This window comes from Accumulibacter sp. (genome assembly GCF_029255125.1).
Classification (GTDB): Bacteria; Pseudomonadota; Gammaproteobacteria; order Burkholderiales; family Rhodocyclaceae; genus Accumulibacter.
On record NZ_JAPUVR010000106.1, the window covers coordinates 1 to 25,265 of the forward strand.

Annotated in this window: 24 protein-coding genes; 12 read left to right on the top strand and 12 right to left on the bottom strand. The window is 67.1% G+C overall.

Translation table 11 applies throughout. From position 1 onward, the window contains the following. Positions 1-345: 345 nt before the first annotated feature. On the bottom strand, positions 346-3,144 hold the full coding sequence (locus Q1L59_RS10875) for an SUMF1/EgtB/PvdO family nonheme iron enzyme (protein ID WP_300332100.1): 2,799 nt from the start codon (positions 3,142-3,144) through the stop codon (positions 346-348). Between the two features lie 226 nt (positions 3,145-3,370). On the opposite strand from Q1L59_RS10875, the gene Q1L59_RS10880 reads away from it, so the two are divergent. Genes Q1L59_RS10880 through Q1L59_RS10900 form a run of 5 tightly spaced genes read left to right on the top strand, consistent with a single transcriptional unit; the run spans position 3,371 to position 8,382 of the window. After that, positions 3,371-4,018 (top strand): DedA family protein, encoded by a 648-nt coding sequence (locus Q1L59_RS10880; protein WP_300332102.1) that lies wholly within the window; start codon positions 3,371-3,373, stop codon positions 4,016-4,018. Beyond that, a complete protein-coding gene (gene purN / locus Q1L59_RS10885) occupies positions 4,015-4,668 on the top strand; it encodes a phosphoribosylglycinamide formyltransferase (RefSeq protein ID WP_300332104.1) in 654 nt (217 codons plus the stop codon). The genes Q1L59_RS10880 and purN overlap by 4 nt, the downstream gene beginning before the upstream one ends. An 11-nt stretch (positions 4,669-4,679) precedes the next feature. Continuing rightward, positions 4,680-5,828 (top strand): DUF3108 domain-containing protein, encoded by a 1,149-nt coding sequence (locus tag Q1L59_RS10890; RefSeq protein WP_300332106.1) that lies wholly within the window; start codon positions 4,680-4,682, stop codon positions 5,826-5,828. Further along, positions 5,828-7,087 carry an RsmB/NOP family class I SAM-dependent RNA methyltransferase gene (locus Q1L59_RS10895; protein WP_300332108.1) on the top strand — a complete coding sequence of 420 codons (1,260 nt, stop codon included), beginning with the start codon at positions 5,828-5,830 and terminating at the stop codon, positions 7,085-7,087. The genes Q1L59_RS10890 and Q1L59_RS10895 overlap by 1 nt, the downstream gene beginning before the upstream one ends. Beyond that, complete coding sequence (locus Q1L59_RS10900) at positions 7,084-8,382, top strand: mechanosensitive ion channel domain-containing protein (RefSeq protein WP_300332109.1); 1,299 nt, start codon at positions 7,084-7,086, stop codon at positions 8,380-8,382. Before Q1L59_RS10895 ends, Q1L59_RS10900 begins: the two co-directional genes overlap by 4 nt. A 200-nt stretch (positions 8,383-8,582) precedes the next feature. Here Q1L59_RS10900 and Q1L59_RS10905 read toward each other — a convergent pair whose 3' ends face one another. The 4 genes from Q1L59_RS10905 to Q1L59_RS10920 all read right to left on the bottom strand — a co-directional run bounded on the left by Q1L59_RS10905 (position 8,583) and on the right by Q1L59_RS10920 (position 11,128). Further along, positions 8,583-8,771 carry a hypothetical protein gene (locus Q1L59_RS10905; RefSeq protein WP_300332111.1) on the bottom strand — a complete coding sequence of 63 codons (189 nt, stop codon included), beginning with the start codon at positions 8,769-8,771 and terminating at the stop codon, positions 8,583-8,585. Between the two features lie 5 nt (positions 8,772-8,776). Beyond that, complete coding sequence (locus tag Q1L59_RS10910) at positions 8,777-8,935, bottom strand: hypothetical protein (protein WP_300332112.1); 159 nt, start codon at positions 8,933-8,935, stop codon at positions 8,777-8,779. 80 nt (positions 8,936-9,015) lie between these two features. After that, positions 9,016-10,419 carry an ATP-binding protein gene (locus tag Q1L59_RS10915; protein ID WP_300332114.1) on the bottom strand — a complete coding sequence of 468 codons (1,404 nt, stop codon included), beginning with the start codon at positions 10,417-10,419 and terminating at the stop codon, positions 9,016-9,018. Then, entirely contained in the window at positions 10,406-11,128 is a 723-nt protein-coding gene (locus Q1L59_RS10920; RefSeq protein WP_300332115.1) for a winged helix-turn-helix domain-containing protein, read from the bottom strand. The genes Q1L59_RS10915 and Q1L59_RS10920 overlap by 14 nt, the downstream gene beginning before the upstream one ends. A 125-nt stretch (positions 11,129-11,253) precedes the next feature. Between Q1L59_RS10920 and Q1L59_RS10925 the strand changes: the two genes are divergently transcribed. From Q1L59_RS10925 to Q1L59_RS10935, 3 genes are all read left to right on the top strand, one after another. Further along, complete coding sequence (locus tag Q1L59_RS10925; RefSeq protein ID WP_300332117.1) at positions 11,254-11,898, top strand: disulfide bond formation protein B; 645 nt, start codon at positions 11,254-11,256, stop codon at positions 11,896-11,898. 153 nt (positions 11,899-12,051) lie between these two features. Continuing rightward, positions 12,052-12,387, top strand: a complete 336-nt coding sequence (locus Q1L59_RS10930) for a hypothetical protein (RefSeq protein WP_300332119.1) — start codon at positions 12,052-12,054, stop codon at positions 12,385-12,387. Between the two features lie 116 nt (positions 12,388-12,503). Continuing rightward, positions 12,504-14,159, top strand: a complete 1,656-nt coding sequence (locus Q1L59_RS10935) for a caspase family protein (protein ID WP_300332121.1) — start codon at positions 12,504-12,506, stop codon at positions 14,157-14,159. A 64-nt stretch (positions 14,160-14,223) separates the two neighbouring features. On the opposite strand, the gene Q1L59_RS10940 is transcribed toward Q1L59_RS10935, so the two are convergent. Further along, positions 14,224-15,042, bottom strand: a complete 819-nt coding sequence (locus tag Q1L59_RS10940; RefSeq protein ID WP_300332123.1) for a formylglycine-generating enzyme family protein — start codon at positions 15,040-15,042, stop codon at positions 14,224-14,226. A gap of 276 nt (positions 15,043-15,318) precedes the next feature. On the opposite strand from Q1L59_RS10940, the gene Q1L59_RS10945 reads away from it, so the two are divergent. The 4 genes from Q1L59_RS10945 to Q1L59_RS10960 all read left to right on the top strand — a co-directional run bounded on the left by Q1L59_RS10945 (position 15,319) and on the right by Q1L59_RS10960 (position 20,367). Next, on the top strand, positions 15,319-16,050 hold the full coding sequence (locus tag Q1L59_RS10945) for a TIGR04283 family arsenosugar biosynthesis glycosyltransferase (RefSeq protein WP_300332125.1): 732 nt from the start codon (positions 15,319-15,321) through the stop codon (positions 16,048-16,050). Then, the gene (locus tag Q1L59_RS10950; protein WP_300332127.1) at positions 16,025-16,840 is read left to right on the top strand and encodes a TIGR04282 family arsenosugar biosynthesis glycosyltransferase; all 816 of its coding nucleotides are present in this window, start codon (positions 16,025-16,027) and stop codon (positions 16,838-16,840) included. Before Q1L59_RS10945 ends, Q1L59_RS10950 begins: the two co-directional genes overlap by 26 nt. Positions 16,841-16,902: 62 nt before the next feature. After that, a complete protein-coding gene (locus Q1L59_RS10955; RefSeq protein ID WP_300332129.1) occupies positions 16,903-17,727 on the top strand; it encodes a DUF3047 domain-containing protein in 825 nt (274 codons plus the stop codon). A 60-nt stretch (positions 17,728-17,787) separates the two neighbouring features. Then, complete coding sequence (locus tag Q1L59_RS10960) at positions 17,788-20,367, top strand: PHB depolymerase family esterase (RefSeq protein ID WP_300332131.1); 2,580 nt, start codon at positions 17,788-17,790, stop codon at positions 20,365-20,367. An 87-nt stretch (positions 20,368-20,454) separates the two neighbouring features. On the opposite strand, the gene Q1L59_RS10965 is transcribed toward Q1L59_RS10960, so the two are convergent. The 6 genes from Q1L59_RS10965 to Q1L59_RS10990 all read right to left on the bottom strand — a co-directional run bounded on the left by Q1L59_RS10965 (position 20,455) and on the right by Q1L59_RS10990 (position 25,239). Beyond that, positions 20,455-20,970, bottom strand: a complete 516-nt coding sequence (locus Q1L59_RS10965) for an Lrp/AsnC family transcriptional regulator (protein ID WP_300332133.1) — start codon at positions 20,968-20,970, stop codon at positions 20,455-20,457. Further along, positions 20,967-21,446 (bottom strand): Lrp/AsnC family transcriptional regulator, encoded by a 480-nt coding sequence (locus Q1L59_RS10970; protein WP_300332135.1) that lies wholly within the window; start codon positions 21,444-21,446, stop codon positions 20,967-20,969. Before Q1L59_RS10970 ends, Q1L59_RS10965 begins: the two co-directional genes overlap by 4 nt. Further along, the gene (locus Q1L59_RS10975) at positions 21,439-22,437 is read right to left on the bottom strand and encodes an AsnC family transcriptional regulator (protein WP_300332136.1); all 999 of its coding nucleotides are present in this window, start codon (positions 22,435-22,437) and stop codon (positions 21,439-21,441) included. Before Q1L59_RS10975 ends, Q1L59_RS10970 begins: the two co-directional genes overlap by 8 nt. A gap of 5 nt (positions 22,438-22,442) precedes the next feature. Next, positions 22,443-23,615, bottom strand: a complete 1,173-nt coding sequence (locus Q1L59_RS10980) for a cytochrome D1 domain-containing protein (RefSeq protein ID WP_300332138.1) — start codon at positions 23,613-23,615, stop codon at positions 22,443-22,445. Then, complete coding sequence (locus Q1L59_RS10985) at positions 23,612-24,151, bottom strand: TlpA disulfide reductase family protein (protein WP_300332139.1); 540 nt, start codon at positions 24,149-24,151, stop codon at positions 23,612-23,614. Before Q1L59_RS10985 ends, Q1L59_RS10980 begins: the two co-directional genes overlap by 4 nt. Before the next feature lie 212 nt (positions 24,152-24,363). Beyond that, positions 24,364-25,239 carry a PEP-CTERM sorting domain-containing protein gene (locus Q1L59_RS10990; RefSeq protein WP_300332141.1) on the bottom strand — a complete coding sequence of 292 codons (876 nt, stop codon included), beginning with the start codon at positions 25,237-25,239 and terminating at the stop codon, positions 24,364-24,366. Positions 25,240-25,265: the final 26 nt, after the last annotated feature.

Here is a 25,265-nt window from a genome sequence, read left to right on the forward strand (position 1 = left end):
ATCGAGCAAGGCATCGGGCAGGGTCAGGCACGGCTGCTCAGGCAGTTGCTGAATTGCCGTTTCGGTGCTTTGCCGCCCTGGGTCGAGACCCGCCTGGCCGACGCCGAACCGGCGCGGCTGGAGACGTGGGCGCGGCGTGTGCTCGACGCAGCGAGCCTGGAGGCGGTGTTCGACGAGCGTGGCCGAGCGCTTTCCGCAGCGCTGTGGGCCGCGGTGCCGGGCTTGTTGGCGACGCCGCGCCGGCGGCAAAATGGGCAAGGCCCGAAAAAATTTCGCGCGGGGCGCTGCGCGCCCCGGAACGCCGCTGCGCGGCGACAGAGAGACAGAGCAGCAGAGAAACAGAGATCAGCGTTCCGGTGGGCAGCGGTTCAAAAGGATGGGGGACACACACACCACCCGAACGCCAAGGGCGTAGTTGCGGCCTCCGGGATGGGAGAGGTAGCGGACAGCACAGCGCGCGTCGCCGCGGTTGGCGAGCCAGGAGCCGCCGCGCACCACGCGCCGGGCGTCGCCGTCTTCGCTCACATCCTTTGGCGTGTCGTAGGCGTTGAGACACCACTCCCAGACATTGCCGGCCAGATCGAAGACGCCGTGCACCGACTGGCCCGCCGGGTACACGCCGACCGCGGTCATGCGGCCAAGCTGGTTTTCAAAGGTGTTGGCGCACCCCGCGTGCCATTCGCCCCAGGGGTAATCGCGCTGCGCGTCGCCGCCGGTCGCCGCCTGCTGCCACTCCCATTCGGTCGGCAGGCGGACCTCGTGGCCGGCGACGCGGGTGAGCCAGCGGCAATAGGCGATCGCTTCGAAGCAGGTGATCATGACCGCCGGCTGGTTGGCGCGCCCGCGCTGCGGGTCAGGTTCCCAGCCGCGCACCCGGCGCACCAACGCCTCGTAGCCCTCCTCGGCGGCGACGAAAGCCTGCCATTGGGCGACGGTGATCGGGTAGCGGGCCATGTGGAAAGGCTGGACCTTGAAGCGTCGCCGTCGCGTCGGCGCCGCCTCGTCGACTGCGAGCACCACCTCGCCGCCGGGGATCGCCTGCCAGACGAGGTCGGGAACGCCGTCGGCGGTCAGGCCGACGCCGGGGCGTGGGTCGCCGTCGGGCAGCAGCGTCAGGCGGTCGCCGATCCTTGCCCGTTCACCGTGCGTCGTCGCCGGGTCGGCGAGACGGGCGAGCAGCTCGTCGGCGGCGAGCGGGCCGAGGAAGCGGCGCTCGTTCTCGCTCAGCGCGAAGCGCGTCCCCAGCCGGCGCAGCATCGGCGCCGTTTCGTTCATGACCCGCTCGTCCGACCAGCGATGGGAATCGCCGTGCGTCTGCCAGGCTTGCGCCGCACGCTCGATCTCGCGTCGCTGGTGCAGGTCGGCGCGGTTTTCAGCCAGCCAGTCGACCAGGCGCGGCCAGCGCCGGATCAGCGCTTCGTGCGCGACTTCGACCGTCTCCTCGCCGCGCGCCGGGTCGTTGCCGACGACGAGCAGGCGCTTACTGGCCAGTTGCTCGATCAGCGGCTGTGCGGCGGCGGCGAAATCGCCGCGCCGCGCCCGCCGGCGCGTGTCTTCGCTGTTGTCGCCCAGTTGCACGAGCTGCAGGAAGACGTCGCGCACGAGGTCATGGCGCTGCTGCGCGCCGCCGGGTGCGAGTTCGTCGAGCACGCCGTCGGCGTAGCGGACGATGGCGCCGGCGACGCCGCCGAGCGCGTCGTAGGCGCGATGGCACATGCGGCCGGCGGCGTCGCGCTGCGCGAAAAGCTGCGTCAGGCAGAATTCGAGCAGCGGCAGGTTGCCCGGCTCGTCGCCGACGTCGTCCAGCATGCGGCGGACGAGGCCGTCTTCGAAAGCGAAGCCGGCGACCTCGGCCGGGCCGACGATCGCCCGCTCGCGCTCGCTGCGCGTCATCCCGCCGAGGAAGACGGTTGCCGCCTGCAGGCGGTCGCGCAGCGGGCGGTGGTCGACGGCGTGGTGCGTGAAGTCGGCGCGCAGCGTGAGGACGACGGTCAGCGGCGCCTGCTGCGTACCAGTGATCAGCGCGTCGGCGAAGCGTGCGGCGGTTGCCGCCGTTGCTGCCGTCGGCGCGCTGATCTCGTCGCCGGCGGCGTCCTTCTTCTCGTAGGTGTACAGCTCCTCCCATTGATCGACGAGCAGCAGCAGACGGCGGCTGCCCGGCTGGCCGGCGAGGATGTCGGGCAGCAGGTGACGCAGCGCGAGCTTGCCGCCGTCGGCGCCCTTTGCCAGTTCGTCGGCCAGTTGGCCGATGACGAGCTGGCGCAGCGCGCCGGCGCTACCGGCGGCGTCCGCCCGACCCGTGGCGGCCAGATCGTGCAGGCAGCCGGCGAGGCTGCGCCAGGGTTCCTCGCCCGGCCGCAGCACGCCGACCGCCCAGCCGCCGCGCCGGCGCAGCGCCGGAATCAGCCCGGCCTGGACGACCGACGACTTGCCGCTGCCGGAAGCGCCGACGACAGCGACGAAAGGGCTGCCGTCGACGGCCTGCAGCAGCTCGCGCGTGAAGCCCTCGCGGCCGAAGAAGAACGGCGCGTCGGCGTCAGTGAAGGCGCGCAGGTCGCGGTAGGGGCAGTCGATGAGCGCGGGCGGCGGGCCGGCCGGCGTAGGGGCGGTGGCGCCCGGCGCGCCGCTGCTGGTTGCGCCGTCCGCTGCGCTGTGGCGCGGGTGGCGCTTTTCGTGCGCGACGAGCGCCTGCGTCAGCAGTCCGGCGAGGTCGTTGGCGGTGGTGAACGAGCGGCTGCTGACGCGCTCGCTGCGCAGCCGCTGCTTGAAGGCGGCAAGCAAGTCGCCGTCCTTGCCCTTGTCGACGCGGCTGGCCGGCCACGGATGCTCTTCGTCCATGAAGAAAAGCAGGCGCGGTTTGCCGCCGTCCCTGGCGCGCTCATGCTCGATCTCGCAGATTGAAACGGCGCTGCCCGCTGGCTTCCAGCCGTAGCGGAAGGCGTAGAGGCCGACGAAAATATCGGCCGCGTCGACTTCGCGCAGGCAGACGGCTTCGGCGTCGGCGTCCTCCGCCGGCCAGTATTCCATGCCGAGCGGGAAATAGCCGAGGCCGAGGCAGGCCGCGACGACCTGCCGGCGATGCTCGGGCAGGTCGATCGATGTGCTCGAAATGAAGACGCTGGGCCGGGCCGGCGGTTGGGACATCGTTTTCCCCTGGACGATGGGCGCTGGCGCGATTATCTCTCGCCGGGCGTGTCGGCGGGAGGGAGATTGTCTGCCGGCCGGGCGCCCGGCAGCGGCGATCGCTGGTCGACGGCCGCCGCCGGGCAGAGCGGGCCGGCTTCCGGTAGAATCCCGCCTGCGCGCCGGCGCTTGCCGCCGTTCCGGCTTCCGTCCTTCCCTCCCTCCTTCCTTCGCTTCCCGGCCGTTCATGGATTACCTGCTCAGCTTCATCGACATCGTCCTGCATCTCGACAAGCACTTGGCTTTGCTTGTCCAGCAGTACGGACAATGGATTTACGTGATTCTCTTCGCGATCATCTTCAGCGAGACGGGTTTTGTCGTGACGCCTTTTCTGCCCGGCGACTCGCTGATTTTCGTCGCCGGCGCGCTGGCGGCGCTCGGTGGAATGGACATCGGCATCCTGCTCGCGGTGCTCAGCGCGGCGGCGATCCTCGGCAACATGGTCAATTACCAGATCGGTCGCTTTCTCGGACCGAAGGTCTTCCATTGGGAGCAGTCGCGCTTCTTCAACAAGGCGGCGCTCGACAAGACGCACGCTTTCTACGAGAAGCACGGCGGCAAGACGCTGGTCATTTCGCGTTTCCTGCCGCTCTTCAGGACTTTCGCGCCCTTCGTCGCCGGGATCGGCGCGATGGGCTACGCGCGCTTCACGTTCTTCAACCTGATCGGCGCGCTGGCCTGGGTCGGCTCGCTGACGCTGGCCGGTTACTGGTTCGGCAATCTGCCGTGGATCCAGCAGAATCTGACGCTGGTCATCGTGGCGATCATCGTCATTTCGCTGCTGCCGGTCGTCTACGGCTGGTGGCAGCATCGGCAGGCTGGAGGGCAAGCATGATTTCGCTCGTCATCCTGATTTCCGGGCGGGGCAGCAACATGGCTGCGCTGCTGGACGCCGCCGGGCGCGGCGACCTGCCGGTACGCATCGCTGGCGTCGTGGCGAATCGGCCGGATGCCGCCGGTTTGGCGACGGCCGCCGCCGCCGGCGTGCCGACCTGCGTCGTCGATCATCGCGCTTTCGCCGGCCGCGCAGAGTTCGACGCCGCGCTGGCCGAGGCGATCGACGCTTGCGCGCCGGATCTGGTCGTTCTCGCCGGCTTCATGCGCATCCTCGGCGAGGCTTTCGTGCAACGCTACGCCGGTCGTCTGCTCAACATTCATCCGTCGCTGCTGCCCGCCTTCCCCGGTCTGCACACGCACCGGCGGGCGCTCGCCGAGGGCGTGCGGATTCACGGCTGCAGCGTGCATTTCGTCACCGCCGACCTCGACCATGGGCCGATCGTCGTCCAGGCAGCCGTTCCGGTTCTCGACAGCGACGATGAGGAGACGCTGGCCGCGCGCGTTATCGCGCAGGAGCACCGGATCTACCCGCTCGCCGTGCGCTGGTTCGCCGAAGGCCGCCTGCAGTTGCGCCAGGGGCGCGTCGTCTGTGCCGTCGAACAGGCCGCGCACCCCTGGCTGATCGTTCCGGCGAGCGCGGCCGGCTGACCGGCGGGCCGATGCAGCGTGGTTTGCTCGTTGCTCTGCTCGTCTCGCTCGTGCTGCATGCGCTGGCGCTCTTCGCGACGCAGATGAGCTTGCCGGGCGCGGGCGATCCACCCCCGTTGCTCGCCGAGTTGCGTCCGTCGCCGCAGACGGGCGGTGCAGCGCCGGCGCAGCTCAGCGACCCGCCGCCGGTAAGGCGCGCGGCGCCGCGGCCGCCGCCGGCGCGACCGCGTGCGGCGCGTCCGACGCCGCCGCGTGACTCGGCAATCGTCGCTGCGCCGCCCGCGAGCGCACCGCCAGAGGTCGCGCCGGACGAACCGGCGCCGGCCGACGCGCTTGGCGATGCGCCGGCGGCGGACGATCAGCCGGAACGGGCGGCAGAGCAGCCCGCTGCGCCGGACGAAGTGGGCGATGTGGCGGGCGCACCCGGGATGGGCAGCGTTCCGGGCATACCCGGAGTGGCCGGCGTACCCGAGGTGGGCGGCGATGAGCCGGCCGCTGTCGAGGCGACACCGCCGGTCGTCGTCACCGCGCGTCTGCCGGCGCGCGGCTCGATTCGCTACCGCGTCGAGCGTGGCGACCGCAGTTTCCCGATCGGTTTCGCGCGGCAGGAGTGGGAGGTGCGCGCCGACCGTTACCGGATCAGCGCGCTGAGCGAGACGAGCGGGCTGGTCGCCCTGTTCAAACGCGTGCGCGTCGAGGCCGAGAGTCGCGGCCGGGTCGGTTCCAGCGGCCTCGTTCCGGAGCACTTCGTCGTCCGCCGCAGCGGACGCGAGCGCGCCGAGGAGATCGATTTCGACTGGCCGGCGCGCCAGGTGCGCATGGGCGAGCGGCCGCCGCTGGCGCTGCGCGGCGGGACGCAGGACATCCTGTCGCTGAACTTTCAACTGGCGCTGCTGCCCGAGCATTCCGGCGTCGCAGTGAACGTCGCTACTGGCCGCAAGCTGGCCGGCTATCGGATCGAGGTGATGGGCGAGGAGACGATCGAGACACCGGCGGGCAGTTTCCGCTGCCTGCACCTGCGCCTTGCCGGCACGGCGACGACCGAGCTTTGGCTGGCTTACGAGCAGGCGCTGCTGCCGGTGAAGATTCGCCATGTCGATCGCAAGGGTGACGTCTTCGTGCAGTCGGCGACCCACATCGATTTCACCCGGGAACCCTGATGACGAACATTCACCCCGTTCTGCTCGCGCACGCCGAACGCCTGCTTGGCGAATTGCTGAAGACCCACCTGCCGGCCGACGCGGTCGTTTCGACTTATTTCCGGCACCAGCGCGAACTCGGTCACGCCGATCGGGCGTTTATCGCCGAGAACGTCTTCGCCGTTCTCCGCCATCGCCGTTCGCTCACCGCGCGCTGTGCCGGCGACCTCAGCTCGCGCCGTCTGCTGCTCGCCGCGCTGGCCTGCCGGCAGGGGCTGAACCTGCGCCAGTTGGCGCCGTTTCTCAACGCCAGCGAAAGCCGCTGGCTGGCGCAGGCCAAGGCGCTGCGCGTGGAAGACCTGCCGCCGGCGGTTCGCCTCGATCTGCCTGACTGGTTGTACGAGCAACTTGCTGGACAATTTTCCGCCGACGACCTGGCTGCGCTGGCGGCGGCGCTCAATCGACCGGCGCCGCTCGACCTGCGCGTCAATCCGCTGAAGACCGACCGGCCGGCGGTGCTCGCTCGCCTGCACGCCGACGGGATTGCCGCGGCCGCCGGACGCTGGTCGCCGCTCGCCGTTCGCCTGGCGGAAAAGCCGGCGCTGTCTGCGCATCCGCTGTTCATCGACGGCAGCCTCGAAGTCCAGGACGAAGGCAGCCAGTTGCTCGGTTTTCTGCTTCAGCCGAAGCGCGGCGAAATGGTCGCCGATTTCTGCGCCGGGGCCGGCGGCAAGACCTTGCTGCTCGGCGCGCTGATGCGCTCGCAAGGCCGCCTGTATGCGTTCGACGTTGCCGAGCACCGGCTGGCGCGCCTGAAGCCGCGCCTGGCACGCTCAGGTCTGTCGAACGTGCATCCGCTGCGCATCGAGTCCGAGCGCGACCTGAAGGTCAAACGGCTGGCCGGCAAGCTCGACCGCGTCCTGGTCGACGCGCCGTGCTCAGGCTTGGGCACGCTGCGCCGCAATCCCGATTTGAAGTGGCGGCAGACGCCGGCTAGCGTAGACGAACTGAGCGTCAAGCAGGCGGCGATCCTGCGTGCTGCGGCGACGCTGGTCAAACCCGGCGGGCGCCTGGTTTACGCGACGTGCAGCCTGCTCGCGGCGGAGAACGAGGCGGTGGTCGACGCCTTCCTCAGCGCGCATCCGGACTTCATCGTCCACTCGGCCGAGGAGATTCTTGCCGCGCAGCAGATCGCCGTAAGCTGCGGCGAGCGCTTGCGGCTGCTCCCGCAGGTGCACGCGACGGACGCTTTCTACGCTGTGGCGATGGAGAGGACATGAACGAAAAACAGACCTTTGCCTTGCTCATCGAGCTCTGGCACGACGTCAGCGACCCGAACTTCATTCGCCAGATCGTCGCACTCGGGATCAGCCTGCTGCTCGCCTGGGGCCTCTCGCGTTACGGCCGGCGGGCGGATTTTGCCCAGACCAGCGCCGAGCACGGCGCGCTGCGTACCTTCGGAACCGGCAGCCTGAAACGCGTCGCCTTTCCGCTGCTCGGCTTCGCTTTCATCCTGGTTGCCCGCAAGCTGTTCAAGTTCTGGCATCTGGGCTCGGTCAGCCTGCTCGATGTGGCGCTGCCGCTGCTCCTGTCGATGGCACTGGTGCGCGCGGCGATCTACGTTCTGCGCCACGCATTTTCGCCGAGCGGCTGGCTGGCGACTTCCGAGCGCTTCGTCGCAACCGGCATCTGGCTCTGCCTGGCGCTCTACCTGAGCGGTCTGGCCGAGCCGCTGATCGAATTGCTCGAACAGGTCAGCCTGCACATCGGCAAGCAGAAGCTCGACCTGTGGACCTTGCTCAACGGCATTGTCACGGTCATCGTCACCGTGCTCGTCGCGCTCTGGCTGTCCGGCGTCGTCGAGCGTCGCCTGCTCGCCAGCGAAGGGCTCGATTCCAGCCTGCGCGTCGTCCTCGGCCGGCTGGTCAAGGCGGTGCTCTCGGTGATCGCTCTCCTGCTCAGCCTCTCGCTGGTCGGCATCGACATCACCACGCTGTCGGTTTTCGGCGGCGCGCTCGGCGTCGGTCTCGGTCTTGGCCTGCAGCGGATTGCCAGCAACTACGTCAGCGGCTTCATCATTCTGCTCGATCGCTCGATTCGCCTGGGCAATGTCGTCGCCATCGACGCGGCGACTTCCGGTGTGGTGAACGAGATCACCGCGCGTTATACGGTCGTGCGTACGCTCACCGGGACGGCGGTGATCATTCCGAACGAATATCTGGTGTCGAACATCGTGCGCAACGAATCCTTCGCCGATCCGCGCGTGCGCCTGGTCGTTTCGCTGCAGGTGGCCTACGGCACCGACCTTGAAGCGGCAATGCGGCTGATGGTCGAGGCCGCGCGCGAGCAAGCGCGCGTCCTCGCCGATCCGCCGCCGCAGGCGCTGCTGACTGCCTTTGCCGACAGCGGGATCAATCTCGATCTGGGCTTCTGGATCAACGATCCAGAAGAGGGTACCGGCGGCGTTCGCTCGGCGGTCAATCTGGCGATCTGGCGCGCCTTCCGCACGCACGGCATCGAGATTCCTTTCCCGCAACGCGAAGTACGCATCGTCGGCGACGCAGCAGCCGCCTGAGCGGCGGTGCCCAGCGGGTCAGGGAGCGCAGTCGCCGCGCGCGGGAGAAGGCGCAGTCTGCCGGCACCAGCCGAAGGCTGCTGCCCTGCGTCGGACAAAAAAAAACCGCGCTGGGGGAGCGCGGTTGAAGGCCCACCCGGGGCGGTGGGCATCAGGGAGGGAAAGCTGGTACTGTCAGGATTCGCCGCGTCGGTCGGCGGTCAAAGCCGATTGCGTCGGCGGTGCGCGAGCCAGCAGCGGGCGCCGTACCAGACGCCGGAGGCGCCGGCGGCAAGCAGCCCGGCGGTCAGCAGATCGACCTTGCCGACGCTGAGCACATCCCAGGCTGCGATCCCGAAGAAGATGCCGAGACCCTCGGCAAGCGGGAACGGGACCTGGGGTTGTGCCACCGTACTCATTTTCCGGTGTGGGCGCGCGGGTGCGTTTCGCTGTTGAGCGCTTGCGCCGGGCCGCCGCTGAGGTCGCTCTGGAAGGCTATCGCGCGATCACCGGCAAAGAAATGCTGCCGCGTGGTAGCCAGAAACCGTTCGCAGTTTGCTCTGAATTCGCTCATTGTCTCGTCTCCTCGCTCGTTGTGGTGTGAACAGAGCGAGATGATAGAGACCAGGCGCCACGTCGTCTTGCGCGATTGCGTCAGCTTTCGGTGACGCTTTGTGACAGCGGCCAGGTCAGCGTCAGGCGCGCACCACCGCTTGGCGACTCGCCCGCGGTCGCCGTTCCGCCGTGGTGTTCAAGAACCAGGCGGGCGATCGCCAGGCCCAGACCGTGACCGCCGGTCGTCCGGTCGCGCGAGCGGTCGAGCCGGGTGAAGGCGAGGAAGACGCGCTCGCGCTCGTCGCGGGGAATGCCGATTCCGTCGTCGTCGACGTGCACGCTGATCCAGCCCTCGCTGATTTCGGCGCTGACCTCGATTCGCGAGCGTGCGTACTTGATGGCGTTGCGCAGCAGGTTGGCGATAGCATATGGCAGGCTGCGGCAATCGATTTCAACACGCTGGCCCGGCGGCAGCGCCGAGGTGTCGAGCCGGAGGTCGATTTCGCGGCTGAGCAGGCGAACCGCCTCGATCTGCTCGGCGAGCCAGACGGCGATGTCGACCGAGCTGATCTGCAGTTCGGGTTGTTCGCGCTCGAAGCGGGCATAGGTCAGACTGGCGTCGATCAGGCCGTCGAGTTCGCCGAGATCGTCCTCCATCGCCTTGCGCAAGCGTTCGCGCTCGCTCGTCTCGTCGGTTTCGGTGAGCATTTCGAGCGCGAAGCGCAGGCGCGCGATCGGTGTTCGCAATTCGTGCGAGATGGCGCTCGACAGTTCCTTCTGCGTCGCGATCAGCAGTTGAATCCGCTCGGCCATGCCGTTGAGCGTCTCGGCAAGCGGCCCGAAGGCGCTGCTGCGCATGCCCGGCGCGCGCGCATCGAAGAGACCTTCGCCAAGCGCGCGTGCGGTCTGGCGCATCGCTTCCAGGTCGCGCCAGACCGGGTAGACCCAGAACCAGACGACGATTGCCAGGCAGACGCCAATCAGGCTCCAGGTCAACAGGCTGATCCGCAGATCGAGCGGCAGGCCGCGCTGGTACTCGGGATTGCGCTCGGGCGATATCGGGCCGACGACCAGGATTTGCGGCGTCTGCTTCAGGCGGTGGTATACGATATCGCCTTGCGCGTCGATCGCCAGTTCGCCGCCGTCGAGCTTCTCGGCCTCTTCTGGCGGAAGCTTCAGCGTCCACCGATCGACGATTTCCAGCTTGTAGGCGAACTTGCGGTCGAGCGCCTCGATCGTTTTTGGCCATTCTGAGCGTGGCTTGCGAAACAACTCGTCTTCGATGAGCACGATCGTCCCGCGCATGAAGCGGCTGGTGTAATCGTTGGTGACTCCCTTGATCGCCGCCGAGATGACGAAATCGGCAAAGATCGCGATGGCCACGAAGGAACCCATGACCAGCAAGTAAAAGTTGAAGAACAGCCGCGACAGGCTGTAGCGGCCCCGCCACGGCGCCGGTTTGTAGGTCCCCAGCCGGGCGAGCAGTCGATTACTGCCAATCATGCTTGCTGAACAGGTAGCCCTTACCGCGTACAGTCTTGATCCGCGTCGGGTTTTCCGGGTCGTCGCCGAGTTTGCGGCGGAGGCGCGAAATGCGCGCGTCGATCGAGCGATCGAGCCCATCGAAGCCGATCCCACGTAGTTCCTGCAGCAGGTTGTCGCGCGAGAGGATGTTGCCGGCATGGCGGGCGAGTTGCCAGAGGAGGTCGAACTCGGCCGTCGTCAGGTCGATGCTGTCGTCGCCGAGTGCAGCGTTGCGCGTCGTCTGGCTGATCCGGAAGCGCCCGAAGGCGAGTTCGGTGGGCTCGCCGCTCTCGTTCTCGCCACCGCTCTGTCCGCCGGCAGCGGGCACGGTTCGGCGTAACAAGGCCTTGATGCGGGCGAGCAGCAGGCGCGGTTGAACAGGCTTGGCGATGTAGTCGTCGGCGCCCAGCTCAAGACCGAAGATCTGGTCGAAATCCTCTTCGCGCGCGGTCAGCATCAGGATCACGCCGGTGAAGCGTGAACGAACGGCCCGGCAGATTTCGAAACCGTCCTTCCCCGGCAGCATGACATCGAGGATGACCAGATCGGGACGCTCGCCGAGAATGCGTTCTTCGGCGGCGTCACCGCGCGCTTCGACGAGGACCTCGAAGTCGTTCTTGCGCAGGTATTCGGCAGTCAGTAGGGCGAGGCGCTCGTCGTCCTCGATCAGCAAGATGCGTGTCTTCATCGCTCAATCATAACGGGTTGTCGGCGCCAGGCGTACGCTTCTCGCGAATAACGCCTGGCAGCGGAAAAAGGCGGACTCGACGAGCGATATACTCCCGCCCGGGCAGCGTGGGGCAGCGTGGCAGCGTGCCTGTGGAGCGTGCCTTTGCCGTAAAATCGAAGGTTTTCCTGGCTGGAGTTGCGAGTGATGGGGGAAATCCGCTTGCCGCGGCAGTTGGCGTCGGACGTGGCGTGCGCGTGCTGTCTGCTTGCCCGATCAGCCGCGTGTTCGGGGATGCGCTGATGCGCCTGGCGCTACGGCACGCGTTCGTCGTCGTTGGTGTGGCAGCGATCAGCCTGACGGCAGCGGCCTGGGGAATCGGCGAGCTGCTCCACCTGCAGCCCTGCCCGCTGTGTATCTTCCAACGTCTGCTGTATCTGCTGCTGGCGGCGCTTGCCTTTTTCGCCGCTTTCGTTCCTGTCGCGCGGCGGCTGTTCTGCGGCCTGCTCGTGCTCACCGCGGCTGGCGGGGTGACGACCGCGAGCTACCAGAGCTGGCTGCAGTGGCAGCCTGACGCAAGTCTGGAGTGCGGCTCTGGTGAGCCGAACCTGATCGAGCGCATCGTCTATTGGTTTGGCGATCTGTGGCCCCAGATGTTCATGGCCACTGGCTTCTGCAGCAGCAAGGAGTGGGTTTTCCTTCATCTATCGATGGCCAATTGGTCGGCCCTCTGCTTCTTCGCCTTCCTGCTAGCCGCTGCGTGGCTGGCGCGGGGAGCCGCGCGGAACTAGCGACGCGCCTCCGAGATCCGCCCGCAAACGTTCGTGACAATGCGCACAGACACGGTTCCGGGTGACGGTAGACTGCAGCGCATCGCCGCATCGCCCACCAGGAACCCGCCTGCGTTTTTCGAGCAGGCGACAGCACGGAGCTTCGTTTCTCGTATGAACTGCCCAAAGTGTCAATCGGACGACGTTCGTCGTTCGCGTCGCCGCGGTCCGCAAGAGGGCTTGGCGCTGCGCGTCAAGCATCAGGCGCCCTATCGCTGCCGAGCGTGCGGTTTGCGCTTCGTTGCCGAAGAGGAAGTGACCGCAGAAAGCGATCGCCCGTTGTCGATTGCCGACTATCTTGGCCTGCGCGGTTGGGCGCGCCGTATCCTGACCGACCAGGTGATCTACGGCGGGATCGCCCTCTTGGTCATTCTGGTCGTGATCATCATGGTTTTCGTTCTTGCTTTCGGGGGTATCGCGCCGCCGGTTACCGGGTATCAAGGCGAATAACCCACCTGGCGATGGCCGGGTAAGCGCTCTGGCGCGGCGCCCGGCCGGGCGCCTGACGCAGCGCCGCGGGATGAGGGTATAGTTTGCTTCCCGCGTGTCTCCGGAGTGCTGCCGCGATGTCTTGCCATCGATTCTCCCGCTTTGCGCTTTGCCTGATCCTCAGCTTGCTGGTCGTGCCTGCGCGCGCTTTGATGGCCGCCGAGCCAGCGGCCGGCGGGCCGCGAGTTGCTTTGGTCGTGGGTAATGGCGCGTATCGCTCGGCACCACTGGTCAACCCGGCGGGCGACGCGCGCGCGGTGGCAGAACGCCTGCGCCAGGCGGGTTTTGGCGTGACGTTGGTGCTTGATGTTGGTCGCCGTGACCTGCACGAGGCGATCCGCAAGTTCGGCGACGCGCTGCTGCGCGACAGCCGTACGGTTGGCGTCTTCTACTACGCCGGGCACGGCGTACAACTCAACTGGCGCAACTTCATGCTGCCGGTGGACGTGCGCATCAGGAACCAGGCGGACATTGCCGGACAGGGGGTCGATCTCGGGCTCCTGCTGGAAGTGCTCGGGCGGGCACGCAACGCGCTCAATCTGGTGATTCTCGACGCCTGCCGCAATAATCCCCTGGGCAGCGACTTCCGCGTTGACGATCGCGGCCTGTCACAACTCGACGCGCCGCCGGGAACGCTGCTCGCTTACGCAACGGCGCCGGGCAACACCGCCGACGACGGCGAAGGCGAGCACGGACTGTATACCGGGAGGTTGCTGCAGGAGATGGCGGTCCCCGGGGCAGCGGTGGAAGATGTGTTCAAGCGTGTTCGCCTGGCTGTGCGGCGCGCTTCGCAAGGAGCACAGATCCCTTGGGAAAGTACTTCGCTGGAAGGCGATTTCTCGTTCCTCGGCGAAACCAGGCGCGAGCTCAACCGCGAGCAGAAGGAATTCGAAGCCGATCTCGCGGCGTGGAGCAAGCTGCGCGAGGCAACGACGCCCGAACCGCTGGAGGCTTTCATCCGCCAGCGGCCGAGCGGCAAATTCGCCGAACTCGCGCAGCACAGGCTCGATTTCGTGCTTCGCCGGAAGGGCGAGAAGCCCGTTCAGGCGAGCGTTTCGCCGGCTTTGGCGCGCGAGGCGTGCGTGCCAGGCGTGGTCAGCGGATCGTCGGCAGCCTCCTATCCGGGCGCCGCACTGCCGTTTCGACCTGGCGAGCGCTATCGCTATCGGAGTCTCGATTTGCTCACTCAGCAGGAAACGCAGCAGATCGACGATACAGTACTCAGGATCGCTGGCGACGAGGTCTTCTTCAACGATGGCAGCAAAGTCACCGACCTTTTCGGCAATTCGGTTCAGGCGCCCGATGGTACACGCTGGACACCGTACCAGTTCTTCATCAACGACTATGCGCTGGGTAAGCGTTGGTCCGCCCAGTTCATCGTCACCCAGCCCGATGGGTCGAAGGTGAACGTCCGTTTCGATCTGCGTGTTGCGGCGCGCGAACGAATCACTCTGCCGGCCGGCACCTTCGACGCCTATCGGATCGAAGCGCGCGGCCTCAATCTGGCCGGTGGCGCTGAGCTCGAGCGGCGGGCATGGGTGGCGCCCGAGCGCATGCGTGGCGTTCTCGCGCTGGAAAGCCTGGTGCGCAAGGGAGGTACGGTCGTCGGAGGCGAACGCACTGAACTCGTCGAATACCGCGCCGGTGCGGGCGGCGCGGCGACCGGCGGCGCGCTGCCGGGAGCCGACGGAAGGAAGGATGAGGCAGGCTGGCGGCCAGCCTCGGCCTACTGAGCGCATCCCTCGCCAGGCGCACGCCAGCCGCGCGCCGGCTGCCCAACGGTTGGCAGGCCAGCTTTCAGCGCGGACCGAGGACGAGGCGAAAACCTGTGCTGCGCGGGCGGTAGGCGGGCTCGATCCGGCTGCGCGTGGCCGAGCGTGCATAGCGCGCCGGGTCGCTCCAGGTGCCGCCGCGCAGCACGCGCATCTTGCCGTACGGTGGCCCGCGCGGGTCGGACTGCGGTTCGCAGACATACTCGCAATACCAGTCGGCACACCACTCCCAGACGTTGCCGTGCATTTCGTACAGGCCCCAAGGGTTGGCCGGCAGCGAAGCGACCGGCACCGTCTGACCACGATGGATTCCCGGCGCGCCGCCAGCGTACGGATGCTCGCCGTGGTAATTCACCTGCTCGGGGGTGATTCCTGGGCCGAAGGAAAACGCTGTCGTGGTGCCGGCACGGCAGGCGTATTCCCACTCGGCTTCGCTCGGCAGACGCGCGGCGAGCCCGGGCAATCGTTTGTTCAGCTCGCTGATGAAGCCTTGCGCATCGTGCCAGCTGACGTTTTCGACCGGATTCTGTCGGCAGGCGTCGAAGTGGCTGGGATTGACCGGCCAGACGGCGAGCCAGAACTCCTGCGTACAGGCGGTGTCGGCCAGCCAGTAGCCATACGACAGGCGCACTTCGTGTTGGCTTTCGCTGTTGCCGCGCTGCGCTTCGTCGGCCGGTGAGCCCATCATGAAGCAACCGGGAGGAATCCAGCGAAAAACCTGGCGGGCGTTGCCGATTTTCAGAGTCAGCGAGCGACCGTAATCGTCATCCTCGCCAAACGCCGTCCAGGGAACGCGAAAAGGCGGCTCGATTCGACTTCCGGACGTCTCACTGGCAGGTTTCAACGCCATCGGGGCGGAGACTGAAGGCTGGCTGGACATCGTTCCTGCGGATTGGTTGAGTCCCGGCGTGGCTCGCTGCGGCGCGCAGATGGCCGGGGGCAGGCGAGACTATACCGTGAAGGCGCTTGATTCAAGTGTTGTGTTTGCGCAACAATGCGGCCTGGCCAAGGAGTTTTTTGCGATGCAAGCGGTTCTGCCCAAAGCGGACGCTCCGGTCGCTGCCGAATTGCGGTTGGCGCGACGGTGAGCGGTGATGAGACTTCCCGGACACTGCCAGCGATGACGAATGCGTCACTTGCTGCGACCGGCCGCGAGCGGCTGCCCGCGCTTTCGATCATCATTCCGGTACTCGACGAGGCAGCGACGATTTCCGCCCGGCTGGCTGCGCTGCAGGCACTGCGGCAGCGCGGCGCTGAACTGATCGTCGTCGATGGCGGCAGCCGGGATGGAACGGGTGACCTGGCGCGGGCAGCGGTCGATCGTTTCCTGGTCACCGCGCGCGGGCGAGCGACGCAGATGAACGCCGGTGCTGGCACCAGCCAGGGTGGCGTGCTGCTTTTCCTGCATGCCGATACGACGCTGCCGGCGCAGGCCGATGCGCTCATTCAGCGAGCGGTCGCGCGCGGCGCCTTATGGGGTCGTTTCGATGTGACAATCGACGGACGCCATCGCCTGTTGCGCGTGGTCGAGCGAATGATGAACTTGCGTTCGCGTTTGACCGGCATCGCGACCGGCGACCAGGCGATTTTCGTTCGCCAGGACGTTTTCGCGCGCGCCGGGGGTTTTCCCGAACTGCCGTTGATGGAGGACATTGCGCTGTCGCGCCGGTTGCTCCGCCTGGCGCGGCCTGCCTGCCTGCGCGCGCGCGTGCTCACTTCCGGGCGGCGCTGGGAGAAGAACGGCGTCGTGCGGACGATCCTGCTGATGTGGTCCTTGCGCCTGCGCTACTTCCTGGGCGCCGACCCGGCCCGATTGGCGGTTCGTTATGGCTATGCAGCACGCGAACGCTGACCCCGATCGGCGATTGACCGCCGCCGGTCGGCCGTCGCCAATCGCCAGTTCGCCTGCGCCAGCCGGCGGCTGCGCCGTGGGCAACGAGGGCGACGTGCCGACGATTGCCGTATTCGCGCGCGCGCCGGTGGCGGGCAACTGCAAGACGCGCCTGATCGCGCTGCTCGGACCGGTCGGCGCAGCGCGCCTGCATCGGCGCCTGACTTTGCATGCCTTGGCAATGACGCGCCGCGCCGGGCTGGGCCAGGTCGTGCTTTACGCTGCCCCCGACGCGCGGCATCGCTTCTTCCGCGCCGTGCGTGAGCACTGCGCGGTCGCTCTGTGCAGCCAGTCCGGCGGCAACCTCGGGGCGCGCATGGCGGCAGCTTTTGCTGCGCACGCGGGGCCGTTGCTGCTCGTCGGCAGTGACTGCCCGGCCTTGCAGGCGGAGCATCTGATTGCCGCTGCCGCCGCACTCGCTGCGCTGCCGTCGACCCCGGGCGGGGCGAACGCGGCGGTGTTCATCCCGGCTGAAGACGGCGGATACGTTCTGGTCGGGCTGCGTTTCGCCGAGCCGCGCCTGTTCGTCGATATCGACTGGGGGAGCGCCCGGGTGATGGCGCAAACGCGTCGGCGTTTGCGCGATTTGGCTCTGCCCTGGACTGAACTTCCGGTTTTGTGGGATGTTGACCGGCCGGCCGATCTGCTGCGATTGGGCGAACTGCCCGCATTCTCTGACTGCCGTGAGCTGCGTGTGGCCGGTTTGCCGTCGGCTGCGCGCGCGCGAGCCGGCGCGCCAGAGTCGCCGTGAGCCGCCGGAGGTGGGTGCCAGGCTCGTCACCAGCGTCATCCGGCGCGCCGGCCCGCACGACGGTGCGTGCCGGGGGAGAAGTCCGGCCCGGGCGGCCGATCAAGCTGGCGCGCCGAACCGTTGTCCGTTGGCTGCTCGCCGCGCCAGCGATCATCGGCGGTGTCGATGCGCGGCCGGCGCCTGCTGCGGCTGAGACGGTGTCGGTCGACAGCGGGCGCAGCGCGGTGCCACGCTTTTCGGCGCAGCCGCCCGGGGAGCGGCTGCCGACCGGGTGGACGCATCAGACGCTGCCGTCAGTCGATAGAACGAATCGCTTCGACCTGGTCGGCGATCAGGGAACGACCGTGCTGCGCGTGCGCTCGGAGCGCTCGGCGTCCAGCCTGGCGGTCGTGCTGCGGATAGACCCGGCGAAGACACCGCTGTTGCGCTGGCGCTGGCGCGTTTCGAACATCGTGACGGCATCCGACCTGCGGCGCAAGGACGGTGACGATTACGCGGCGCGTGTCTATGTCCTCTTCGACCTGCCGCCCGAGCGTCTGAGCGTGCGCGACCGGCTGCGCATCGCCGCCGCGCGCTTGCTGCACGGCGCCCGACTGCCGGCGGCCGCGCTATGTTACGTCTGGGGAAACGCCCAGGCGGTTGGCGAGGCGGGCTGGAATCCCTATACCGATCGTCTGCGGATGATCGTCGTCGATTCCGGACCAACTCACGCCGGACAGTGGCGCGAGCTCGTGCGCGACGTGGCGAGCGACTTCCACGCCGCATTCGGTGGCCCGGTTCCACCGATTTCGGGCCTGGCGGTGGGCGCCGATACTGACAACACCGGCGAGGCCGTCGAGGCACGCTTTGCCGATCTGGTTTTCGAGGCCCGTCCAATCGAAAATTAATTTTCGTCACTTACTCAAAAATTAAGTGCAATCCTGAGCGGGGCGTGCTATCGTTCGGGCATGGCAAACTCGATCGCACGTTACGAATTCAGCGAACGCCTCGCCGACATCCTTGGCGAGTCGCGGCGCGACCTGCGCTTTCGCGTCACCCTGATGGTCAGCAGCGGCCTGGTCGCCGCAGGCCCGCGCGGCCGCGGCTCACCGCCGGCGACGCCGGAATACGCGGCACAACTGCTGATCGGCGCCATGGCGGCGCCCCAGCAAGCGCAGACGGTTGAGGCGATCCGCTGCTACGGCGCCTTGCAACCGCGGGCGGTGGCCGCCGGCGGCGATGTGCCACGCGTGCTCTTCGGGCCGGCGCCGGTGGATAGCGAGGAGGCGCCGCACGCGCTGACGATACGGCTCGACGGCTTGCGCTTCGCCGATGCACTGGCGGGTGTGCTCGAACTGGCTTGCGCCGAAGAAACGCGCGCGATCGTTGCCAGCGAGTTCTTCGGCGTCTGGGTCAACCGCGCCTGCCCGGTGGCTGCTTTACAGTTCAGCACGTTCCGGCAAGGCAGGCGGGCAGTCATCAGTCATACCTATGGCCTGGCAGCGGACGCGTCGCCGCCCGCCTGGCTCGATCCCCAACGTGGTGGAGTGGTCGACCCCGGACTCTTCCACAGCGTTTTCCTGCCGGTCCGCAAGATGCTCGAGATCGGCCTCGTCACTACCTTGTCCGACGACAGGAGTTCATCGATGATCAAGAAACTTGGCCACAAAGTGGCCGCCATTGCCCGGATGGCAGAACTTGCGGCGAAGACGCCGCATGGCAAGCGCTGGGAGAAACTGCTTTCGGCGCTGGCCGCCGTGCAGGCCTGGTCCGACCAGGTCGATGCGCAGGAGCACCGCTTGCGCGAGGTGGTGGACTTCGGTTCCAACCCGGGCGAGCTGCGCATGCTCACCTACTTGCCGGCAAACCTGCCGAAGAACGCGCCGCTGGTCGTCGTTCTGCACGGCTGCACGCAGAGTGCTGCTTCGTACAACAAGGGAGCAGGTTGGTCGACGCTGGCCGACCGGCACGGCTTCGCCCTGCTTTTTCCCCAGCAGCAGTGGAACAACAATCCCTTGCGCTGTTTCAACTGGTTTCGCCCGGAAGACAACGAGCGCGAGCGCGGCGAACCGGTGTCGATTCGACAGATGGTCGACAAGCTGCTCGGCGAGCAGCAACTCGACCGCCGCCGGGTTTACGTGACCGGTACCTCGTCGGGTGGTGCGATGACCGCTGTCCTCCTCGCGACGTATCCCGATGTGTTCGCTGGCGGGGCGATCCTTGCGGGTGTTCCCTATCGCGCGGCGAACGGTCTGCAGGAAGGGCTCGAGACGATTTTCGTCGGGCGACCCCGTGCGCCGCGCGAATGGGGTGACCTTGTCCGCGCAGCGTCGCCGCATTGTGGTCCGTGGCCGAAGGTATCGGTCTGGCACGGTGACGCCGATACGGCGGTCAAGCCCGTGAATGCCGAAGAAATCCTCAAGCAGTGGACCGATCTGCATGGCCTGGCGCTGTCGCCGACGATCGAAACGCGGGTAGACGGCCATGCGCGGCGTGTCTGGCTGGCGGCCGACGGCGATGAGCTGATCGAATCCTATACGATTGCCGGCATGGCGCATGGCGCTGCCATCGACCCCGGCGCAGCGCCCCATCAATGCGGAACGGCTGCGCCCTTCTTTAACGCGGTGGGGATTTCATCGACGCACCGGATTGCCGAATTCTGGGGGCTATGTGGCGAACGCGCGGTCGCTGGTGAGGCGCCGGCCGGTGTCGTCGATGGCGCTGCGGCAGGCGGTGATGCTGCGCCGGCGGGAGCCGGAGTCACCCGGGAGGGCGAACATCTGGCCCGGGACGAGCGCTCCGACGCGGCCAGCGGCCCGACCGGCGGGGCATCCGGCGATCGCACAGGCGCGGCGGACGATTCCCGCGGCGCCACCGCTCGGCCGTTCGGCCTCGACGTACACGGGATCATTGCGGCCTCGCTCGAGGCAGCAGGCTTGCTCAAGGCTGACCGGGAGCGCCGCTCGAGCAGTTCGGCGCCGCTCGGCATCGACGTTCCGGCGATCGTTTCGACGGCACTGGAAGCGGCTGGCGTGCTCAAGGGAATCGCTGCGCGCAACGGCCTGGCGAACGGCGAGGCCAAGCTGAAAGCGGCTGGCTGGCAAGGCTCGGGATGGGAACTGCTGCACGGTGATGCGCGTGCTTTCCGTGGCGGAGCAATGCTCTACGGCTGCGTCACGGCGGGCGAGACGGGCACCGTCGGCGCCCGGACGAGCGCCATCGCACGCCGGCTGACCCTCGGCGAACGGCCTGAACTGTGCTACGTCCGCCGGCTCGATTTGAGCGCGGCGGTCAACGACTATACGAGCGCCAGCTTCCGCGTCCTGGTCGACGGTGTCGTCGTCGACGAGGTCACTGCGATCGGCATGCTGCATCAGGAGAGCGAATGGCTGCGCCGGCCAGGAATCGACCTGGCGCGCTTCGCCAATCGCACGGTCGTGCTGACGCTCGAAGTCGCCGCCTACGCCAATATCTATAGCCCGGTGTGCGCGCGCGCCTGGGTCGATGACATTACCATCCACAGCGCGGTCGACGTCGTCCGCTGCTGAAGCCGACGACCAGCCTCGCGGCGGGTCGTCGATCTGTCTGGCGGGGAAGGGTAGGTTGGCGTGGTCGCGTTGCTTGGGGCAGGTGACTCAATCGCTGCCGCTGATCCTCAGTCCGGTTTTCTTGAGGATGCGTGTCGAGAAGAGTACGTCGTGCGCGCGGCAGGCTTCGCTGAGGAGGTCGGCGATGATCGCCACCTTGGCCAGAACCTCGCCGCGCGAGCTGCCATGCACCATGGCAAAGAGGTTGTACGGCCAATCGGGCAGGCGGCGCGGTCGGTGGTAGCAGTGCGTCACGAAGTCGAGCGCGCCGACCTTGCCGCCGAACTCGTCGATCTGCTCGTCGGGAACGTCCCAGACGCTCATGCCGTTCGCCGTGTAGCCGATCGCGTAGTGGTTGGGGACCGCTCCGATGCGCCGGATGATTCCCCGTTCGAGCATGCTTTGCAGACGCCCCATCACCTCCTGCGCGCTGCACCCGAGCGCTTCCGCCAGCCGCTCGTAAGGCTGCGGGACGAGCGGCAAACCGCCTTGGGTGGCGATCACCAGCGCGCGATCGACAGCGTCCAGCGACAGGTTTGCTCCTGCCGCAGCCGGCGCTCTCATGCGCGCACCGCCAGGCGCATGTCGACAAAGTACTCCCGTAGCTTCGGGAAGGCGCAGACGGGCAGGCCGCTCGCCTCCTCGATCCGCCGGATGGTCGTTGCGACGGCAGCGTCGCTCTCGCTGGCGAGCACGAACCACATGTTGAACGCGCACTGCTGCGCGCTTTCGCGCTGGTAGTTGTGCGCTACCTCGGGAAACGAATTGACCAGATCGACCACTTCGGACCATCTGGCCGGCGGAACGTGCATCGCCGCCAGGAGGAAGACGCCGCCCATGCGCTCGACCTGAAAGAGCGGGCCAAAGCGCGTCAGCACGCGGGCGTCGAGCAGGCGTTGCAGACGTGCAAGCAGATCCGCCTCGCCGATCCCCAGGCTGGTTGCGGCTACCGCGTAGGGTTGCGGGGAAATCGGAAAACCGCCCTGCAGGTGCTCGATGATCGCCCGGTCGACGGCGTCGAGCGCTACCGACTCAGGCATAGCGCGCCCCGCACTGTTTGAAGCGGGTCAGCGAGAACAGCACGTCATACGCATAGGCAGCCAGTTGCAGACGCTCGCGCAACTCCCGGATGCGTGCTTCGACCTCGCTCCTGGTCTGGCCGTGCAGCATGCAAAACAGGTTGTACGGCCAGTCTGGCCGCACGCGCGGACGCTGGTAGCAGAGCGTGATGCCAGCTTCGCCGGCCAGCCGTTCGCCGACCTCGGCGACTGTCTCGTCGGGTATGTCGTGCACCAGCATCGCGTTTGCCGTATAGCCGAGTTCGTGGTGGCGGACGATGACGCCGAAGCGTTTGACGATGCCTTCCGCGCACCAGGCGCGCAGCCGCTCGATCAGTGCGTTCTCGCTGTAGCCGACGCGGCTGGCGAGAACGGCAAACGGACGACGGCAGAGCGGCAACCCTTCCTGTACCGCTGCGACCAGCCGGCGATCGGTCTCGCCCAGGGGCGCCGGCGCAACGGGCGCGCTTGGTCGCGTGCTGCGCCGGGCACGATCGCTGCCGTCAAGCGGAAAACCGAGGTCGACGTGGTACTCGCGCAGCATCGGCAAGGCAAGGACGGGACAACCGGCGGCCCGCTCGATCGCGGCGAGCACCGCCTGCAGCCGTTCACCCGATCCAGCGGTGACGACGAACCACAGATTGTAGTGGTGCTCGCGCTCGTAATTGTGATTCACTTCGGGAAAGCGGCTGACCATATCGGCGACGCCGTGCAGCGCTTCCGCGGGTACGGCAAGCGCCGCCAGCGTGCTGGTGCCGATCCGCTGGGGAGCGAAGACCGCACCGACGCGCGCCACCCTGCCGCGCTGGCAGAGCGCTGCCAGCGTTCGCAGGATCGTCCCTTCGCCGGCTCCGAGGCGCGCGGCAAGTTCGGCAAAGGGTGTCGGACAGAGCGGGAAATCCCGTTGAAAGTCGTTCAGCAGGCGAAAGCTCAGCCGGTCGTCGGCCAGTTCATCGAGTGTGCTGCTCGCCACTTTATTCAGAACCCGGTGCGGCCGGCACGGCTGGTGAAAAAGATGCCGCTCGGCGCTTCGGCGGCGATCTCGCCGATCCTGGCGAAGCTCGCGGTATCGTAGATGACGACGCGATTGTCGTCGCGCGCCGATATCCAGACGTGCTCGCCGCGCGGGGTGAACTCCATATGCAGAACGGCCTTGCCGGGGGCGAGCGTGTGCACGACCTGCGCCGTCAGCGTATCGATCACTTCAACCCAGCCGTTATCGGGGAACGCGTAGTTGACCCACACCTGACGTCCGTCCGGCCGGGCGATGACGAACACTGGCTGGCTCTTGACCTTGATACGGCCGACTTCCTGCCAGGTGGCGGTGGACACGACGAGAACCTCGTGCCGACCGATCGCCGGCAAGTAGGCCTTGCCCTGGGCGACGGCCCAGCCGCGCAAGTGCGGCATCTTGAAGACCGGCAGCTTTTCCTCGCCACGCCCGTAGTGCTCGAGAATGCGCCGCGTCCCTTGTTCAGGCTGCCAGGTATCGAGCAGCGCGACGCCGTCCTCGCCGAACAGCCCGGCCAGGTAGTGGCGTCCGTCAGGCGTCACCAGCCCGTCGTAAGGCTGCTGCCCGGCCGGAAAGCGCAGCGTTTTCGGCTGCCGCGGCTGGCTGAAGTCGCTCAGCCAGATTTCGCCGCCGTCGAAGAGCGCATAGGCAAAGCGCTGGCCGCTCAGGTCGGCCAGGCCGACGACTTTGGAAAAGGCGCCCGGGGCATACTCGGCCGGCACTTCGGCGAGCAACTCCAGCGTATCGGCGTCGAAAGCCTTGATGCCGCCCGGCGTGTAATTCTGTGCGACGACGATTCGTCCATCCTGAGAGATCGATCCGCCGATCGCGTTGCCCGACTGCAGGATGCGCTTGACGACGCGTGCGCCGAGCAGGTCGAGCTTGCTCAGGCCGCCGTCACGGCCGAAAACGTAAGCGTAGCGCGCATCACGGGAGTACACGACGGAGGCGTGCGAGAGGTCACCGAGGCCCCCGATACGCGCGTACGCTTCACGCCGGCTCGTATCGACCAGCGTCACGTGACCGTTCGCACGTTCGATGATCAGCCCGAGGTCGCCGGTGCCGCGCAAGGGCGCCTGCGCGCAGGCGGCAAGCAGCAGGACCAGCACGACGAGGAGAAGTCTGCTGGCCGTCGTCACAACACGAGCCGCACGGCGGCCTCCATTTCAGTTTGTGTCATGGCCCCGAGCTTGCTGCTGCGGATCGTACCGGTGCGGTCGATGGCAATCGTGAACGGCAGACCGGCTTTCTGGTTGCCCAGCGCGCGCATCAGCTCGATGCCTGGCTGCAGGCCACCGATCAGCGACGTGTAGGACAACTCGTAGGCCTTGGCGAAATCGCGCACGCCCTCCCGGCTTTCCGCGTCCTCGACAGCGATGCCGACGACCTCGAGCCCGCCGCTTCGGTAGCGGGCATGCACGGCAACCAGTTCGGGAATCTCCCGGCGGCAGGGTAGGCACCAGCGGGCCCAGAAGTTAACCAACAGTGGTCGCCCCTGGAGTCCGGCAAGGGCGAAAGGCCGTCCGTTGGTAACACCTCTGAGGGACAGCGCGAACAGCACGGCCGTGGCCGACGGCCCTGGAGCATCGGCCGCTGCGGTTGCGGGCTGTGCGCCAAGCGCCATGACGAGCGCTGTAGCCAGGCCGATGAATCGATTTCGCGTCAAGTGTGCCACTGGCCGATGACCGGGGGTGCAAAGCGGAAAGTGTAGCAAACCTGCGAGTGGCGCGCTTGCTCCAACGGCGCTCTTTAGAGCATCGCTTATCCAAGAGCGGGGACGGAAGCCCGCCGGTACCGTCGGGCGGCCTTCACACGCCGAAAACAAAGAGCCCCGCTCTTGGGCGGGGCTCTCGTTGCGCAGGAAGCTGCGCGGATACTGTCGAAGGATCAGGCCTTGTTCGCTTTTCTACGAGCGCCAAATCCCAGGCCGGCCATGCTTACGCCGAGGAGGGCCAGAGAACCCGGCTCGGGAATGGCGAAATCCTGAACTTCGCCGGTGCCGAAGAACGCCCAACCGGCTGCATTCGGGTTGGCGCCAAGCTGTCCGGAACTCGTGAACACCTTGTCGGCAGAATTCGGGCAGGGCGAACCCGGAAGGCCAGGCGTGCAGTTGAACGTATTGGTGTCGAAATGAACCGCCGCCAGACCGCCAGTCACGTCGAGGTTGCCCATTCCGCCGACGGAGCCGGAAGCGAGCGGGCCGACCGAGCGCAGCGTGATCGGGGTGTTGCTGACGCTGCCGTACTCGCTGCTGCCAAGAGCCTCGAGGCCGATCGGCGAGCCTTGCAGGGACAGCCAGAGCACGCCATCGCTAGCAGTGGCGATACCGCCGGCCTGGGTCGCGGTCGGCGCGAAGTTGCCGGCAGCACCAGCCCAGATTTCCACCTTACCGCCGGTGAAACCGATCTTGACATCGGCACCACCAGCGGGATCGAAATTCTCGGCGACATAGTCGTAGAAGTAGATGGTCAGTTCCATCCCGTTGTCGCCACTCTGCCACAGGATCGGGTTGCCGTTGGCAATGTCATTCGCCCGGATTCTGTTGACCTGGCCGATCCCGACGAGCTTTTCGCCGAGTTGATCGATCTTGCCGTTGTCGTCACCGATGCCGTCGCCGAAGGCTTCGGCTTCGAAGAGGTCGATGGTTTCGAAGATGGCCCCGTCCTGGAAATGGATCCCGGCGACCGTGATTGCGCTAGCCAATGTCGGGACACTAAGGGCGCTCGCCAAGGCTGCGCCCAAGGCTGCTTTGCGGATATTCATTATGTGTGGCTCCAGAGTCAAGTTGA